The organism is Trichothermofontia sp., from assembly GCF_053493415.1.
In genome coordinates this window covers 1-16,732 of the sequence record NZ_JBRCAD010000205.1, presented here as the reverse complement: position 1 = coordinate 16,732, position 16,732 = coordinate 1, and the positions used below count along the sequence as shown (strand labels likewise).

The window sequence follows — 16,732 nt, the reverse complement described above, 5'->3', positions numbered from 1 at the left end:
TGGGCAGAGACACCCCAAGAACGTCCCCCCCAGCCGCGAACGGTCACTAAGAACGTTGGATTTTGTCCTTTTGGCTAATGAAAATCAAGGCAACCGTTACGGGAATCACTACGATGGCAGCGCCCCAGACCAAGCTCCAGAGGAAATTTGCTAATGATGGCGTCATAGTTCCAGTGATGTAGTCATGGTTTTCACTCTTAAATTGTAACGGTCTTCGCCGCTTCTCCGCCCCCGATCGCCCCCGCCTTTCAGGCCGGGGCGTGTTCATAAACAATTCCTGACGACGGTCTATCCCCCCAATTGTATTTTTCGGGCTGCACCCATTAGTCTAGGAAAACGGAGATGCCCGTCGGCTGCTGTCCTCTGCAAGCTATGGCCGGAGATGCCTGTGTTAAACCCAGTGTTAAGCCCTGAACGCTGCATGATTCCGATCGTCAAGTCCCCCCAGGACTACCAAGCTTATCGGATTAGTCCCCAGGATACGAATCGGTTAGCCCTAGTCTTTGACCCCAGCCAATCGGATGTCTCGCTTACAGTCTGTGTGGAAATTTTTGATGTTGGGGGTAAAACGCCACCCAATCGTCACCAACTGGCGGTGGAACTCTTTTTTGTCCTTAAGGGGGAGGGGCAGGCCACCTGTGATGGCAAAACAACCCCCATTCGGGCCGGGGATAGTCTCCTGGTACCGCCAACGGGAACCCATGTGATTGAAAATACGGGGAGCGATCGCCTCTATGCCCTGTGTATTATGGTGCCCAACGAAGATTTTGCCGAATTGATCCGGAGTGGTACCCCCGTCGAACTGGATGAACAGGATCTGCGGGTGCTGCGGGGATTAGAGATGTTTGCACCTTGAGCGTAGTTGGGATGGCAGGGTTCGGTGTCCCGGTGTAGTCATGCCCTTGACCGAATCGGTATCCTGAGTCATAGCGACGTTATTTTGCGAAACCTACCTATGCGCGACTTCAAGATTTGGCGTTTTCCCCAACGCACGTCTCGTCGGTTGTGGGTAGCGGGGATCTGCTTGGTACTGGCGATCGGCTGGCTGCCCATGCTTCCCTCCCTGGCCAGCCCAACACCTATGCTCGCTGAAACAACGACCCGCAGTACCCCCCCTGAGGTTGTATCTGCCCCGGTGACCGTAGCCCAACGAGCCGCGATCGCCCCCGGCAGTTTTGTGGCAGCGGCAGTCCGACGGGTGGGGCCAGCGGTGGTCCGGATTGACACGGAACGGGTGGTCACGCGTCAGCTTGATCCGTTTTTTGATGATCCCTTTTTCCAACGCTTTTTTGGACCGGAGTTTTTCTCCCGCATTCCCCGTGAGCAGTTGCAGCGCGGCCAGGGGTCCGGGTTCATTGTTGATGGATCGGGGTTGGTGTTGACCAATGCCCATGTGGTCGATCGCGCCGATCGGGTCACGGTGCGGCTGACGGATGGCCGCAGCTTTGAAGGCCAAGTGCGGGGGGTCGATCCCCTGACGGATTTAGCAGTGGTTCGGATCAATCCCCAAGGGGCAACGTTACCGGTGGCTCCCCTGGGCAGTTCCAGCCAAATTCAGGTGGGCGATTGGGCGATCGCCGTGGGCAATCCCCTGGGGTTGGATAATACCGTGACACTGGGGATTATCAGTACCCTGAACCGCTCCAGTGCCGAGGTGGGCATTCCCGATAAGCGGATTGACTTTATCCAAACCGATGCGGCCATCAACCCCGGTAATTCCGGTGGCCCCTTACTCAACGAAAATGGGGAAGTCATTGGGATTAATACCGCCATTCGCGCCGATGCAATGGGGATTGGCTTTGCGATTCCCATCGATCGCGTCAAGCAAATCATGGCCCAGTTGGAACGGGGCGAACGGATTGCCCACCCCTATTTGGGCATTGGGATGCGAGACTTGACACCAGAGTTGGCCCGTCGCAATAACCGCGATCCCAATACAACGGTCTTACTCCCCGAAGTAGAAGGGGTACTGGTGGTGCAGGTGATGCCCAACAGTCCGGCGGCTAATGCGGGGATTCGCCGGGGGGATGTTATTCTGCGGATTGAGAATCAACCGGTCACCAAGGCCGAACAAGTCCAACGGATTGTCGAAAATACCCGGGTCGGCCAAACGTTGCAAGTGCAAATTCAGCGGGGCGATCGCACCCAACAACTGGCAGTGCGGACCAGCGATTTACCGACGAATCCTTCCTAGGTGCAACCATTATGAGCTTACTGGGCAACATTATTTGGCTAATTTTTGGCGGTTTCCTCACCGGCCTGGGCTACATTATCGGCGGCTTGGCCCTTTGCCTAACCATCATTGGCATTCCCTTTGGGCTAGCGGCGATGAAGCTGGGGGTGGCGGCCCTGCTCCCCTTTGGCCGCGATATCGTGCGAACCGAGTCGGCGGGCAGTACGGTAAACATGATCCTCAATATTATTTGGGTGTTGGTGTGGGGGTGGACCTTAGCCCTGAATCACCTATTCTGGGCGTTGATCCTGGCGATTAGCATCATTGGGATTCCCTTCGCCCTGCAACACTGGAAACTGATCCCCCTGGCCCTGTTCCCCTTTGGCCGTGACCTCCGTTAAGGCGTGATGCCTGCCCAGAAGCCATGTCTCAACCCAACCCGTCCGCCGATCACAATCCCCGTCCCATCCCCTTGCCCGCCGTTTTCCGGATCTCGCCCCTGATCCGGTTGACCCTCTTGGGCTTTTATGTGGCCCTGACCCTGCCGCTCCCCTTTCTCAGCCAAATGACCCAAGCACCCGTCCCCGCCTGGGCGTTAAGTGTGGGGGTAATCTTGGGGGGGGTAGTGCTGCTTGCGGCCCTGAGCGATCGCGTCACGGTAGACGGTGACGGTATCCGGCTGAGCTATGCACCCTGGGTACCAACGGCGTTACGACCGGGTTGGTTTCTGCCCTGGGCGGCGATCGCTGCCCTCAAACCGCGCACAACGGGGCAAGGGGGGCTGGTTTACTATCTTCTGAGTCATGACGGCCAAGCTTACCTGTTGCCCATGCGGATTGCCGGGTTCAGCCGATTTCTGCACCTGATCGAGCAATACACTGCCCTCGATACCCGCGATATTCGCCCCCTGGCCCAACCCTGGATGTACGGCATTCTTCTGCTGTTGACCCTGTTTCTCCTGCTGATCGATGCCGGGACGATCGCCCTCACCCTGGCTTAGTTAGATGCCTGAGCTACCCGATCGGGGCCGGCCTGACCCGGAATTTGCCCGCCATTGGTTGCTTGATCCGGCGATCGCCTTCCTGAATCATGGATCATTTGGGGCTTGCCCAACGGGGGTGTTACACGCACAGCAGGCCCTGCGATCGCGCATTGAGCAGCAACCAGTGCAATTTTTTGCCCGTGATCTTGAACCCCTACTCGACGCAGCACGGGATAGCCTCGCCCAGTTTGTGGGGGCGGCACCGACGGATCTGGTGTTTGTCCCCAATGCAACGACGGGGATTAATACCGTGCTGCGATCGCTGTGTGATCCGGCCCATCCCGATCGCCTGCGACCGGGGGATGAATTGTTGACCACGGATCACGAATATAACGCCAGCCGTAATAGCCTGGAGTTTGCAGCGGCCTGGAGCGGGGCCAAGGTCGTGGTGGTACCGATGCCGTTTCCGATCGCGAGGGCTGAGCAGGCGATCGGGGCCGTTCTGGACCACCTGTCCCCCCGAACCCGGTTGGTGCTCCTGGATCACGTCACCAGCCAAACGGGCCTAGTGCTGCCGATCGCGCCCCTAGTGCAAGCCTGCCGAGCACGGGGGATTGCCACCTTGATCGATGGTGCCCATGCACCAGGGATGGTGGCGTTGGATCTGCAAAGCCTGGGGGCCACCTACTACACGGGCAACTGTCACAAATGGCTCTGTGCCCCCAAGGGAGCCGCCTTTCTCTATGCCCAATCCGATCAACACCGCTGGCTGCGCCCCCTCATCATCAGTCATGGTGCGAATTCGCCTCGGCACGATCGCTCCCGCTTTTGGCTGGAGTTTGACTGGACCGGCACGGCTGATTTCACCCCTTACCTCTGTGTGCCCACGGCGATCGCCGCGATCGCCGCGCTATTACCGGGAGGCTGGCCTGAGATATACCAACGGAATCGCACCTTGGCCCTGCGGGCTAGGGATTATCTCTGTCAGGTTTGGGATATCCCCGCACCGGCTCCTGATGATCTGGTGGGGGCAATGGTATCGCTGCCCTTACCGTCGCGCTTACCGGCTGATGTCTACGATCGGCTTTGGCAGGACTTTAAAATTGAAGTACCGATTATTCCCTGGCAGGCTCCCTACCCCCGCCTGATTCGCCTTTCGGCCCAGCTTTACAATCGCCTATCCCAGTATGAATATCTCGCGGATGTGTTAGGGCAATGCTCGTGATCGACTTGATGGCTCTAGGTTAGGGGGTGACAACAACGGGCAGGAGCCGTGCCCCATCATCCGGATTTGGGGTTGAGGGCACTCACCCATGCGGGCATTTATCAATAACTGTTGGGGACTCCCAAAATATGTCACAGTGAACTCATGGCTTCTTAACCTCAGCTTATGCCAATCGATCCCTGCCCTTAAGCAGGCTTGGAGAGTCGCCCTATGCCCTCCCTCTCGTCCGTGCCGCCGCCGCCTAATTCAACGGCTGCCCCGCCTCCCCTCACGCCGCCCGCCAAGTTTGTCATGCCCTGGTCGCGCATTGTGAGTGGTCTGGTGGCGATCGTGTTGGCGATCGCCATGACGGTGGCGGGCAGTTGGTACTTTACGCTGTGCTTCTGTTTGATTGTGTTTTTGGGCCAGCGGGAATATTTCCAATTGGTCCGGGCGACGGGGATTGCCCCAGCCGCCAAGACCACGATGGTGGTTAGCCAGGTGTTATTGATTTTGGCTACCCTCTCACCGACCCTAGCGGATGCGGTGTTGCCCGTGGCGGGAACATTCATTTGCTTTTACCTGTTGTTTCAACCCAAGTTGGCGACGATCGCCGATATTGCCACGTCGATTTTGGGCCTGTTCTATGGGGGCTATTTGCCGAGTTATTGGGTGCGACTGCGATCGCTGGAGAGCGCGGCGAGTAGCAACCTGCCCCTGGGGGGCTATTGGCCAAGCCACTGGTCAGATCTGCTCAGCGCACCGACGGGCTTGAAAGTCACCCTCCTGGCGTTTATGTGCATTTGGGCGGCGGATATTGGGGCGTACCTGATGGGCAAGCTGGTGGGGCGTACCCGACTCTCCCACATTAGCCCCAAGAAAACCGTGGAAGGATCGGTCTGGGGGGGATTAGGGTGTATTGGCGTGGCGATCGCGGGGGCCTGGTATCTTCACTGGCCGGAATGGGCACTGGTCGGGTTAGCCTTGGGCACCCTGATTGGTATTGCCAGTTTATTGGGGGATCTGACGGAATCCATGATGAAGCGGGATGCGGGGGTGAAGGATTCCGGACAGCTAATTCCAGGACATGGGGGCATCCTCGATCGCGCCGATAGTTATGTCTTCACGGCTCCCCTTGTCTACTATTTTGTTACCTTATTTTTACCCCTCCTGTCATGACGAATCTTCCCCCCAATGGCCGCTCATTCCCATTCCCATTCCCCTGATCACCGGCTTGCCCACGCCCATCCCTCGCCGGAAGCCCCCAAGACCTACCGCCGCGCCTTTTTGATTGGCACGTTGCTCAATGTCGGGTTTGTGGCGATCGAGGCCGGTGTCGGTTTTCTGACGGGATCGCTGGCGTTGCTGGCGGATGCGGGCCATAACCTGAGTGATGTGCTGGGGTTGCTGATTGCCTGGGGGGCGAATTACCTCTCCCATCTGCCGCCGACCCAGCGGTATACCTACGGTTTTCGCCGCTCTTCGATCCTGGCCGCTTTGCTAAATGCCTTGTTGCTAATGTTGGCAATGGGGGGGATTACCTGGGAAGCGGTGAATCGCTTGGCGACACCGAGTCCGATCGCCGGGGGTATCTTGATTGCCGTTGCCAGTGTCGGGGTGGTGATCAATACCTTGACGGCGCTCTTGTTTCAGGCAGGGCGCGATCGCGATCTCAATATTCGCGGCGCTTTTTTGCACATGGCGGCGGATGCGCTGGTCTCCCTGGGCGTGGTTCTTGCGGGGATTGCGATTCTGCTCACGGGGCAGTATTGGTTTGACCCGCTGATTAGCCTGATCATTGTCGGTGTGGTGGTTTGGGGCACCTGGGATCTCCTCAAGGATGCCTTGAAATTGGCCCTGGATGCGGTGCCGACCCACATTGAACCGCTGGCAGTGCGCACGTTTCTAGGTGAGCTACCCCAGGTGGAGCGGGTACATGATTTGCATATTTGGGCGATGAGTACAACCCAAACAGCGTTAACGGTGCATTTAGTGATCCCGACGGGCTATCCGGGCGATCGCTTCCTCGCCGAAACCAGCCATGCCCTACAGCATCGCTTTGGGATTGAGCACGTCACCATCCAGGTAGAAACCGGCGATTCCGATCATCCCTGCGCTCTAGAGCCAGATCATCGCATTTAGGCTGCTGTGCTAGTCGAAATAGAATAAGGTCACGATCTTACTTTGCTCCTCAGCGACCTTGCAGGTAGAGAGCAGGGTGTGGCTGTCATGGAACGCAAAGCAAATCAATTGTTGGCAGCGGGAAATAATCTCCTGGTTGCAGAGGGAACTGGCTTCGGCCAAACTGAGGTGATCGTTATCCGGATTCTCCACCAGATGAATCACCTGTTCCAACTGATCCCGCGATTCACGGGGCTGGCGCTCTAAACTCTGGGGGAGGATGACCGTCAATAGATTAGGATCGGCCCGCATTGCCCCCCGAATCGCTGCATGGTTGGTTCCCGTGGCCCCCGATGTCATAATCTGGTTACCCGCCAGTACCAATGCGTAACTCATCAACTCGATAATTTGCTGATGGGTCAGGGGGACATGGCGTGACCCAAGAATGGCAATCCGTTTGGAACCCATCTGCTGGATGGCGGCTAGTTCCTGAAGGAAAACATCGACTCTGGGTAAGTCTACAGCTTGACTCAAGGGTAGGTTCGGCTAACACAACCCCGCTATTTTAGCAGACTGGCACGGGTGCGGACGCTGGATTTTCGCAAATGCCCGCAGGCCAGCTTGAAAACTGCGGTTATGGTTATGCCACCTTAGCCTGACCGAGGTAGGCCCGTAGCCGCAGTAAATTCAGCGTTTGGGCGAGATTTAAAGGCAGGACCGAAATGCCCTCTAGCCGTGACTGTACCCAACCCTCTCCCCAGTACCATTCATGGAACCCATCCACCCCTTGACTGAGGAGAAGGCGCAGACAAGTGTCCTCCACGCGATCGACCTGATGCTGCACTGCGATCGGCCCCAGATGACTGGTAAACGTGAGACCTTGGGTAAGGGTTTCCGGGAGACCTGCGGAAAACTGTTGGGGGGATAGCCATTGCTGAAACTGGGCTGGACGAATGAGGCTGTCGCGAATGGCCGTTCCGGAGGCGGCAATTTCGATACGGAGGCTACTTTGCTGAAAAATACCAAACATACTGGGGGCAAGAAGGTAGGGTGGAAAAACTCAAAACCGGATTTTACTGCCATGCTCCCCACGATAGCGGCTACCGCCTGCTTTTGACGAGCCGTGGCAGCGGTCAACCCACACTCCCTATTGTTGAGCCTAACAGCCCCGCTAGGAATCATTGAGCATTTCCAACAACGCGTTCCAGCCGGGCTTCCTAACTTGCCGATTGACCAGTCGCTAAAACGGTGTCAACCGAACCGAAAAGTAAATTCCGTTCTCCTGCCATGTGCGATCGCTATCCTCGCGATCGGTCAGAGGTATCCCCCAATCCAACCGAGCCGACAGGCGATCGCTCATTTGCCAAATTAACCCTAACCCCGTGCCGACCAGGGTATTAGTTCCCTGCACCTTAAATGCACGGTCATGGTTCCAACCTACCCCAAAATCAATAAACGGTGCAATTTGTAAAATCCCCTTAATCTCCGGCACCCGTAGCACCGGAAGGCGCACTTCGGCAGAGGTAAACACGCCGTTATCTGTCAGCAACGTATCCTGCCGATACCCCCGCACACTATTGAGACCGCCAATACTGATCTGCTCCAAAGGCACCAACGAATTCGGCGTTAATTGCGCATCCGATCGCAGCACCAACAACGTATCCGCAGCCAACAAGCGTACATACTGGGCCTGTCCTCGCCAGCTAAAAAAGCGACTATCTGGGGCATCCTCATTCACCGTTGAGCCAAACGCATCCAAACCCAGATTGAACTGCGATCGCGCCGCAAACACCGCCCTCGGTTGCCGCGACAAATAATCCTGGAAAAACCGGACTGCGGTAACACGGGTAATGCCATCCTCATTGGCTCCGGGCGACAGGGGAAATTTCTCCCCTAATAAAAAGGTCTGACTTGCCTGGAACGACCCGATCATCCCCAGGGCAAACTCGCGATTGGGTTTCTCAATAATCGGTTGGCGGAAACTCAATTCCAGGTATTTAGATTCCCCCGTAATATCAATGCGATCGAACGGCTCCTCAATCACCTCCGTATCCGTTAGGCTACCCGACAGGCGCACCGTCCCATTGCGCGGATTCACGGGCAGCGCATAGCTAAACTCATACTGATTACTACCATCCGTATTCGTATAGGTCAGCGCCAGCGCATCGCCCCAGCCCAAGAGATTGCCATGCCGCAGTTCCACCCCTCGTTCAAAACTGCCCACACTTGGCACCCGGCCATTATCGGCAAACAGATCGACCGCAAACGCATCCGCTTCACTCACCTGCACCTTGAGTAAACTGGCTTCCGGGCGGGTTCCCGCTTGCAGTTCCGCCGAAATACTCTCAATCAAGGGATTTAATTGCAATAACTGTAAAGCTTCCAGTAACCGTTCCCGGTTCAACGGTGCCGTTGTCGCGATCGCCAAGCGCGATCGGACATAACCGGGCCGCAACCGCCGGGTCCCCCTCACCTCGATCGCCTCAAGGCCGCCTTCAATCACCTGCACCGTCACCACCGCCCCCGCCCGTGGGAAGGTCTGACCGGCTGGAATCACTGCCCCAGAGTTGATATACCCCGCATCAGTGTAGGTTTTCGTGACCAGGGCCTCCACCTGCAACAGTTCACTAAACCCTAGGGGGCGTCCTGTAAAGCGACGGGTAACTTCCGCCAGTTCCGCGTCGCTAAACGCCGTATTCCCCTCAAACGCAAAGTGATCGACGGTCACCGTATCGGGAACATCCGGAGACGGCGTTTCCGGTGTCGGCGTTGGTAGGTCTGGCACCTGTAACGGATCGGGTTGGGGCGCAGGTATCACCGCCGGCGGAAATTCAGGCGGCGCTGGGGGAACCGGGTTGGGGAGGGTGCTGGGCAGCGATCGGGTGTCCTGGGCCAAGCGATGGGATGAAGGATGGCGGCGTTCTGTCACGGCCAAGTCGGTGGGGGGGGCAATCCCCCCAGAAACCAATGGGGAAAGCCGTGAAGGGGGTACAACTGGGGTCACGATTAACGATGCAGCATCAGGGCTATCCGTTAGCCAGGGTTCCGGGACGGTAGGGTTCGGCAGCGCCGCCCAGCTAGGCCCACTCCCCACAATTGGCAGGAATCCTCCCAGCGTCATCAGTGATAACCGTAACGCGTTGCCGGGGAAGATACCCGGCGATCGCCGACTCGCTGCCTGGGGATACCGTCTGTTACAAGAACTCTTCACACGCCTTCCTCAGAGTTTTAAGGTGACCTGGAGCAAGCCTCAACTAACTGATTACCTGTCGCTTGACTAATACCATACCCTACCCCGGACAATCCTCAAGCAGGAGCAGGTATCGTTGTGCATATTCAGACAACCCTTAGAGGGTGTTTGCAAAGTCCAGAAACTAGCCGTTTTGGCGACTGAAGTCGCCACTACAAACGCCAAGCAACCCTTAGGGCAGCCCAACGTCGCGGTTCGTAGTCGCGGTTTTAACCGCGATCCCCCCTTGAAAACAGTCTCTTAGTAACTTGATATTTCGTATCCTTATTGCGACTTTTGAAAAATTTAATTTCCCCGTGGGAATTTCGATTACTTAGGATTACTTGGGGCAGCAGAGCCGCCCGCATCAACTCCTGATAATTGGGTGGGCACAGTGGCGACAACCGGTATTTTCTGCGGTACCCTCATGTCGTCAGGGAATTACTGAGAAAATGGTAGGGAGGAAAGGGACCTTGGCAGGTTAGTTGCCAGTGGGGGCACTGATGTTGCCAAGCCTGCCAGGGGTCCTGCCAATCGACACGATTGCGGCTGGCGAGGAGATAGATCGTATTAAAACCTGTCTCGGTGGCCGATTCGGGGAGAACAGCGGGGAAGCTCTGGACGATCGCGGCTAACAGTGCTTGCCGTTCTTCCTGCTGGTGACTTTGTTGTTGTTGTAAGGTTTGGTAACGCTGCTTTTTCGCTAAAAAATAGGCCCGTCCCCCCGTTGAGGATGGCGGTTCTGGTTCGGGTGCAGTCAGGAGCAAAGGCGCCAACTTAATCACGTATTCTGCCAGCCCTGCCAGGGCAGCTAACTGCTGTAAATGTGGCTCGGCTTGGTCCTGTAAATACTGCTGCAAACTGGCTTCCGCCACAAAGCACCGCCCAAACCGTAGGGGTAGGATCGTCGTCTGCTGGAAGATTTCACACAACACCCGATCGTGGTGCAAAACGGCTTGGATTAACGGCGCTTCCGCCGTCGGCAACAACTGGGCCGTCAATCCTGGTTCAACGATCGCGGCCAAGGGTCCGGCCTTCACGATGGCCAGGGGGGCCTGTAACCCCGGCGGCAACGCGATCGGCAGCGCATCCGCTCGTAATAGCGCATAGACATACATAGCAATAGCAATCCGGTCCTAGCTCGTGGCAACAAACTCTAGATTACTGGTGAGGTGCCATTGACCGAGTTCCCAATCAGCCCCCTCCCTTGCCTGCCAGCGCAGCGGCAACCCCGCTTCCCACGCCATAAAGCGGGGGTCATTCGCCCGCAGTTGGGCCATCAGTTGGGCGTGCATCGTCCCTGCCGGGATGGGCATGGGGTAGGCCGCCAGACGCTCCACGCCCACGATCGCCTGGGGATTGAGACTGGGGGGAATCGCCGTTAACCCTTGACGCGTGGCCAAATCCCAATGCCAGGTCTGCGCCTCGGTCGCGATCGTCAGCGTCACCACCCACCGCAGCGTGCCCGTTTGCCATCCTTGCTCCGGAGCCAGGACTTGGGCATAGACCCCACCCACCAGTTGCGCGATCGTATAGGAACTTCGGGTCACCGCCCAAAATAGCGCTAATAACCAATCCCCAAAGGCACAACTGGCAGCTTGGGTTGGCCCCCGATCGCCAGGAAACAGCCAGGTGCCGGGTTGTTCCCAATCAGCCCCGATCATGCCAGCAGTTTCAATTAGGGCCAGAAGCAGGGGATCGGGATCAGCCAACGCCCGATCGGGGGTTTGGGCCAAGGCTTGCCAGGTGGGCAACTGGGCCAAGAGGTGTCGTTGCAGTAAGACCTCACGCCAGAGGGCGGGCCGATCGCTAACCGTTGACGCCACGGGCCAACCCACCCGGGCGATCGGGCCAGTTGCCGTGATCGTCATGCTGATCCCAGGCAGATCGGGAAACATCGCGGCTGCCGTGAGCAATGTCTCATCCCCCGGATCGGACGCAACCTCGACGGCAAGGCGAGAACGGGCCACTAGGGGGCTTGCCCCACCCCCCAGGGGTGTCGCTGGGAAGGGCGGCATCAGATCGGTCACCTCATCGGTCACCTCATCGGTCATCTCATGCTCAATCGTCTCCGCGATCGCGTCCAGGTTCCCTGGCGCCGTTGGGGCAGCCCTCCGATCTAGGGACAGATCGGGCACACTGCCCGGCTCCTGAGCCGCCTCTACTCGCTCAGCCTCTACTCGCTCATCCTCTTCTAGGAAAAAGATGGTTGTCTCTCCCTCCATGTCGCTATCCCCCTCAAGGGTGTCCTCCCGATTCAGATCAGCCAGGGACAAGGGAACAGAAACACCCGCTAAGGGAACCTCTGGGGGGGGAGCTAGCTCTGGCTCTGGGGTGGTGAGGGCGATCGCATTGCCCCGTGCCGCTGCGGCCACCAGGGTGGGTAGGGGGATAAATTCGAGGCCACATTGCAAGATGAGGGTCCCCGATCGCCAAGCCGCGCCAGGGATTAACCAGTCCCCCGTCACCCCCTTGAACCAGGTGGCCAGTCTGGGCTGATCCTGCTCAAGCAGGGTCAGGACATGGGTCAAGAGCTGCCCTGCCGTACCTTCAGACCCAGTAGAAAGGGGAGAACCCAGGCGTAAACACCGATCGGGCGCGACACCCGGGAGCGGCGGACGTTGCACCGCCAGATCCACGGTCCAAGGAACCGCTCCAGCCAGCGTTGGTGTTGCCGTTAAGGTCACCACTAGCCGTAACAATCCCCCCTGCCATTCCCCCGCTGGGGTGAGTAGGGTGGCTGTTACCCCACTCAGCAGGCTCATCAGAGCGGGACTAGTGCGGGCGATCGCCCAGAGCAAGCGGGGGGCAAGGTCCTGGAGCGTCCAGTAATTCGAGGGTGGGGTTTCCTCCCCAGCCAGGGGTGTGGAGAGGATCGCTTGATAGGCATTGAGAGCCTCGTATGCCTCATCCACCACATAGGGATAGAGGTTCACGGGCGTCTGCGGGAGGTCCGGCGGCCAGTCCCCCTGGGGCGATCGCAGATGGGTCACCATTGCCACCAGGGGTTCGATCGCCCCTAACACCGAGGGCAGGGCGAGCACCGAGGGCAGCGGTTGCCCATTCGCCAAGGATGCCAGCGGCTTCACCCACTCCAGATCCGAGGCAGCCAGGACCAGGACTGTCCGGCTGAAGGTATCCTCCTCCTCTACTGGCAGCGGGGAGACCCCAGGCATGCCACCACGATCAGCCGGGGCAGCGGCGGCACTGGCCCCTTCAGGCGGGGTAGGGGGAAAAGACGGGCTTGAGGGATCAGTATGGGGCATATCTCACCTGGCAGCACACGGTCAGCGTGGGTCTTGGCAAGGCGGTGGTGCAGTCCATCGCCCCCTAGCATAGACCCCAGTTGTTTACAGTGGGTGGTTAGCTATTCACAGAACTTGATGAGTTTGCAGGGAAACGTGCCCAGAAACCAACCTTAAAATCCAGTTGGGATTGCGTCAGGCCAGTCGCCAACTCACCCAGGGGCATGATTGGGACTCTATCCTACCTATCTAATGGTTTCATCAAACTTTACGCAATACAGCCTAAAGGTTTCCTCACATTTTCATCCCCTACATTAGGTTGACAGGGCTGATTTTATTTAGCACTCAGGCCCAGCCGTAATCCGGATAATTCTTCCACAGATGGATACTGTTCACAGCCATCGTTGTAGCCCTGCGTATTTCCGCTGAGGGGGGACCTGTCGCCTCGATCACAATACCGTAAAACAACGCTAGTCCTTTATAGGTGTGAGATCCACAATTAAATTGCACCTGCGAAATCTCTGCGAATCATGGCAACTCAATCAACGCTCCGTTCCCGTGGGATGGAACTGCTGTTAGCCTACTATCAGAAGCCTTCCCTTGCCCTCCGCAATCAATTAGTTAGCTTGAATGCCGGTTTAGTCCGTAAGGTCGCCTATCGCCTTAGCTATCAATGCACGGAACCCTACGAAGATTTAGAGCAAATAGGCTACATCGGTCTTATCCGGGCGATCGAACGCTTCAATCCAACCCAAGGGTGTGCCTTTAGTTCCTTTGCGGTTCCCTACATCCGGGGTGAAATTCTCCATTTTTTGCGCGATCGGGGCAGCGCCGTCAAGGTCCCTCGCCGTTGGCAGGAACTCCATAAGGAAGGTCAACGGTTACGGGAAGAACTCCTGAAACAATTGGGCACGGCTCCCTCGGATCAACAGATTGCAGAGGCCCTTCAGGTATCCTTGCAAGACTGGTTGGAAGCGAAGCAAGTCAGCCAAAATCGCCTGCCCCTGAGCCTGGACTCGACGGTTTGCCAACAAACAGATTCCTGCACGACCTTGGGGGACACGCTACCAGACCCCGCCTATCAATCGCTGCAACGCTTAGAAGAAGATCGCCAACAAATCCAAGGTGCCCTGAGCCAGCTAGAGGCTAAAACCAGCGCCGCGATCGAATTTGTTTTTATCCAAGGGCTATCCCGCAAGGAAGTGGCCAAGCGGATTGGCGTAAGTCCGATGACGGTAAGCCGTCGCATTCAACGCGGCCTGCGCCAACTGACCCTTGCACTCCAAGCCAAGGCGTCCCTCTCCGCCTAGATGGAAATACCCTTTCTCCCTTAAAATCACAGGGACTCGCCAAGTCTTCAGGCGAGGGGGAGAAAGTTGGGGATGGAAGCTTTATTTATCTCGCTATTGCCCTATATCATTGGCAGCGCGATCGTGCCCGTGCAAATCATTGTGGGGCTGTTACTGCTGCAAAGCCCGCACCAGGGCATCCTCAAGGCGGGGGCCTATGTGAGCGGGATGACGCTGACCCGTTTGTTGCAGGGGGTCATCTTTGGTGTCGTGTTAGCGGAACCAGCGGTGGCGGCCCAGGAAGGCAGTGGCAAGAATGGGATCGTTTCAACCTTGTTAATGGTCCTGGGTATCCTGTTATTGATTACGGCCTATAAAAAATGGCGGGGAGCCGATGACCCAGATGCCCCACCCCCCAAGTGGCTGATCTTGATTGAGCAGGCAACCCCGGCCAAGGCCTTGGGGATTGGGATAGGTTTTCCCTTGATTGCCGCCAAATTATGGGTGTTCACCCTGAGTGCGCTGGCCACGATCGCGGCAGCCCAGTTGGGACAACCCGCCAGTGCCATCGCCTTTCTCCTGTTTGTGATCCTGGCGGAAGTTTTCCTGTGGTTGCCGATCGGGATGCGGGTGTTACGCCCAAAGTCATCCCAACCCCTGCTCCAGCGCATGGCCGATGGGTTGACCGCCTGCAACCGAGAACTCATCGTCGTGATTTCACTGGTTTTTGGCCTCTGGTTTTTGGCCTCTGGCCTCTCCGGTCTTGCCCCCTAGCCCAGGCAACAGCCAGTATCGTCAGCAGGTTCGTCGTAACGTCGGTATCATTGCGGGCGAGAGCCAGCCCGGCAAATGGCTGTCAGGTTCGTCGTGACACCTTGCGTCGTGGTCAGGGCACGGGCACGCCAGTCGGGAAGCAGGGGCCGGTTTTGTTAAGATGACTGCATCCAGTATCCCTGTGCAAAGATAGCGATCGCGTGATTACAAAACCAGAATGGCTACGGGTTAAGGCCCCACAATGGCAGCGGGTGGGCAGCGTTAAGGACATCCTGCGGGATCTCGCCCTGAATACGGTCTGTGAAGAAGCCTCTTGCCCCAATATTGGCGAGTGCTTCCATCACGGGACGGCGACCTTTTTGATCATGGGACCCGCCTGCACCCGTGCCTGCCCCTACTGTGATATTGACTTTGACAAAACCCCCAGGGGCCTTGATCCGACGGAACCCGATCGTCTGGCGGAAGCGGTGCGCCGTCTGCGCCTCAATCATGTGGTCATCACCGCCGTCAATCGGGATGATTTGGCCGATGGCGGAGCGAGCCAGTTTGTGCGTTGCATTGAGGCCGTGCGATCGGTCTCACCGGGAACAACGATCGAGGTTTTAATTCCCGATCTCTGTGGCAATTGGACAGCCCTCGACCAAATTCTTGCGGCTGCACCAGAGGTCCTCAACCACAATACGGAAACCGTTCCCCGGCTCTACCGGCGGGTCCGGCCCCAGGGCAACTACGATCGCAGTCTGGAACTGTTGCGTCAGTCCAAGGCCAAGGCTCCCTGGCTCTATACGAAATCGGGCCTGATGGCCGGGTTAGGAGAAACTGAGGCAGAAGTCCTAGCCGTGATGCAAGATCTGCGGGCGGTGGATTGCGATATTTTGACGATCGGGCAATATCTCCAGCCCAGCCCGCAACACTTAGCCGTCCACAGCTTTGTGCCGCCGGACCAGTTTACCCATTGGCAGCAGCAGGGGGAAGCAATGGGCTTTTTGCAGGTGGTGGCCTCTCCCCTCACCCGTAGTTCCTACCATGCGGAGCAGGTCCGCGCGCTGATGGATCGGTATCCCCGTTCCCGACCTTAAGGTTGGACAAGCAGATGGGGCAAGGGTTTCCAGGATGCCGGGGTGATCCCCCTAGGCAAAGGGGCCAATGCTGTCCTAAGATGCAGTTTCGCTAATCGCTCCGGAGCGTAGGGGGGACCTTGCGTACATTCCTGTTGCGCTTATCGCGGGTGGGTAGGCTGGGAACCCTGGAAGTTAAGGGTAGGTCAATAACGCTACCGTTCGGATCAGGTTCACGACGAGGTAATACAACTGTGCGAGCTTACTGGTTGCTGCCCACGCTATTGGGTGCGCTCTTATTCTCTACAGTGGCTGAAGCGGCCCAACTCCGAACTTGGCGATTTGATGCCAACCGGAATCAGTTGGAGTTCACCACCAATGGTGGGGTGCAACCCACGGCGCAACTCATTGCCAACCCCACCCGTCTGGTGATCGATCTCCCAGGGGTGATCTTTGGGCAGCCGATGGCGAGTCAGGCGGGGCGCGGAGCCATTCAGGCGGTCCGGGTGGCCCAGTTTAATCCCCAAACCACTCGGATTGTGGTCGAACTCGCCCCCGGTTATACGATCGATCCGGGTGCTGTCCAGTTTCGGGGCATTACGGCCAGTCAATGGCAAGTCCAACTGCCAACGCCCCAGCGGCTGACAGCAACTGCGC

The 16,732-nt window shown here is 57.6% G+C and carries 17 protein-coding genes; 11 read left to right on the top strand and 6 right to left on the bottom strand.

What is annotated here, in order from left to right:
• Positions 1-46: 46 nt before the first annotated feature.
• Entirely contained in the window at positions 47-166 is a 120-nt protein-coding gene (gene psbX, locus ACWIUF_RS18095) for a photosystem II reaction center protein PsbX (protein WP_448573936.1), read from the bottom strand.
• A gap of 222 nt (positions 167-388) precedes the next feature.
• On the opposite strand from psbX, the gene ACWIUF_RS18090 reads away from it, so the two are divergent.
• The 7 genes from ACWIUF_RS18090 to ACWIUF_RS18060 all read left to right on the top strand — a co-directional run bounded on the left by ACWIUF_RS18090 (position 389) and on the right by ACWIUF_RS18060 (position 6,501).
• Positions 389-856, top strand: coding sequence for a cupin domain-containing protein (locus ACWIUF_RS18090; protein ID WP_448573919.1), 468 nt, complete (start codon positions 389-391; stop codon positions 854-856).
• Between the two features lie 99 nt (positions 857-955).
• Entirely contained in the window at positions 956-2,194 is a 1,239-nt protein-coding gene (locus ACWIUF_RS18085; protein WP_448573918.1) for an HhoA/HhoB/HtrA family serine endopeptidase, read from the top strand.
• Between the two features lie 11 nt (positions 2,195-2,205).
• Entirely contained in the window at positions 2,206-2,574 is a 369-nt protein-coding gene (locus ACWIUF_RS18080; protein WP_448573917.1) for a YccF domain-containing protein, read from the top strand.
• A gap of 23 nt (positions 2,575-2,597) precedes the next feature.
• Positions 2,598-3,173, top strand: coding sequence for a hypothetical protein (locus ACWIUF_RS18075; RefSeq protein ID WP_448573916.1), 576 nt, complete (start codon positions 2,598-2,600; stop codon positions 3,171-3,173).
• Positions 3,174-3,177: 4 nt separating this feature from the next.
• A complete protein-coding gene (locus ACWIUF_RS18070) occupies positions 3,178-4,380 on the top strand; it encodes an aminotransferase class V-fold PLP-dependent enzyme (protein WP_448573915.1) in 1,203 nt (400 codons plus the stop codon).
• Positions 4,381-4,590: 210 nt separating this feature from the next.
• Complete coding sequence (locus ACWIUF_RS18065; RefSeq protein ID WP_448573914.1) at positions 4,591-5,538, top strand: phosphatidate cytidylyltransferase; 948 nt, start codon at positions 4,591-4,593, stop codon at positions 5,536-5,538.
• 15 nt (positions 5,539-5,553) lie between these two features.
• Positions 5,554-6,501: a cation diffusion facilitator family transporter gene (locus ACWIUF_RS18060; RefSeq protein ID WP_448573913.1), complete on the top strand. Its 948-nt coding sequence runs from the start codon at positions 5,554-5,556 to the stop codon at positions 6,499-6,501.
• Between the two features lie 9 nt (positions 6,502-6,510).
• Here the strand turns inward: ACWIUF_RS18060 and ACWIUF_RS18055 are convergent, their stop codons facing one another.
• The 5 genes from ACWIUF_RS18055 to ACWIUF_RS18035 form a co-directional block, all read right to left on the bottom strand.
• On the bottom strand, positions 6,511-7,014 hold the full coding sequence (locus ACWIUF_RS18055) for a DNA recombination-mediator protein A (RefSeq protein ID WP_448573912.1): 504 nt from the start codon (positions 7,012-7,014) through the stop codon (positions 6,511-6,513).
• Positions 7,015-7,120: 106 nt separating this feature from the next.
• The gene (locus tag ACWIUF_RS18050) at positions 7,121-7,510 is read right to left on the bottom strand and encodes a hypothetical protein (protein ID WP_448573911.1); all 390 of its coding nucleotides are present in this window, start codon (positions 7,508-7,510) and stop codon (positions 7,121-7,123) included.
• Between the two features lie 210 nt (positions 7,511-7,720).
• Positions 7,721-9,691: a ShlB/FhaC/HecB family hemolysin secretion/activation protein gene (locus ACWIUF_RS18045; RefSeq protein WP_448573910.1), complete on the bottom strand. Its 1,971-nt coding sequence runs from the start codon at positions 9,689-9,691 to the stop codon at positions 7,721-7,723.
• Between the two features lie 443 nt (positions 9,692-10,134).
• Positions 10,135-10,827 (bottom strand): GvpL/GvpF family gas vesicle protein, encoded by a 693-nt coding sequence (locus tag ACWIUF_RS18040; protein WP_448573909.1) that lies wholly within the window; start codon positions 10,825-10,827, stop codon positions 10,135-10,137.
• Positions 10,828-10,845: 18 nt separating this feature from the next.
• Positions 10,846-12,975, bottom strand: coding sequence for a hypothetical protein (locus ACWIUF_RS18035; protein ID WP_448573908.1), 2,130 nt, complete (start codon positions 12,973-12,975; stop codon positions 10,846-10,848).
• 509 nt (positions 12,976-13,484) lie between these two features.
• On the opposite strand from ACWIUF_RS18035, the gene ACWIUF_RS18030 reads away from it, so the two are divergent.
• The 4 genes from ACWIUF_RS18030 to ACWIUF_RS18015 form a co-directional block, all read left to right on the top strand.
• Entirely contained in the window at positions 13,485-14,264 is a 780-nt protein-coding gene (locus tag ACWIUF_RS18030) for an RNA polymerase sigma factor SigF (protein WP_448573907.1), read from the top strand.
• A gap of 72 nt (positions 14,265-14,336) precedes the next feature.
• Positions 14,337-15,017, top strand: coding sequence for a GAP family protein (locus tag ACWIUF_RS18025; protein ID WP_448573906.1), 681 nt, complete (start codon positions 14,337-14,339; stop codon positions 15,015-15,017).
• 200 nt (positions 15,018-15,217) lie between these two features.
• Positions 15,218-16,096, top strand: a complete 879-nt coding sequence (gene lipA, locus ACWIUF_RS18020; protein WP_448573905.1) for a lipoyl synthase — start codon at positions 15,218-15,220, stop codon at positions 16,094-16,096.
• A gap of 233 nt (positions 16,097-16,329) precedes the next feature.
• On the top strand, positions 16,330-16,732 hold a 403-nt coding region (locus tag ACWIUF_RS18015), incomplete at its 3' end, for an AMIN domain-containing protein (protein ID WP_448573904.1).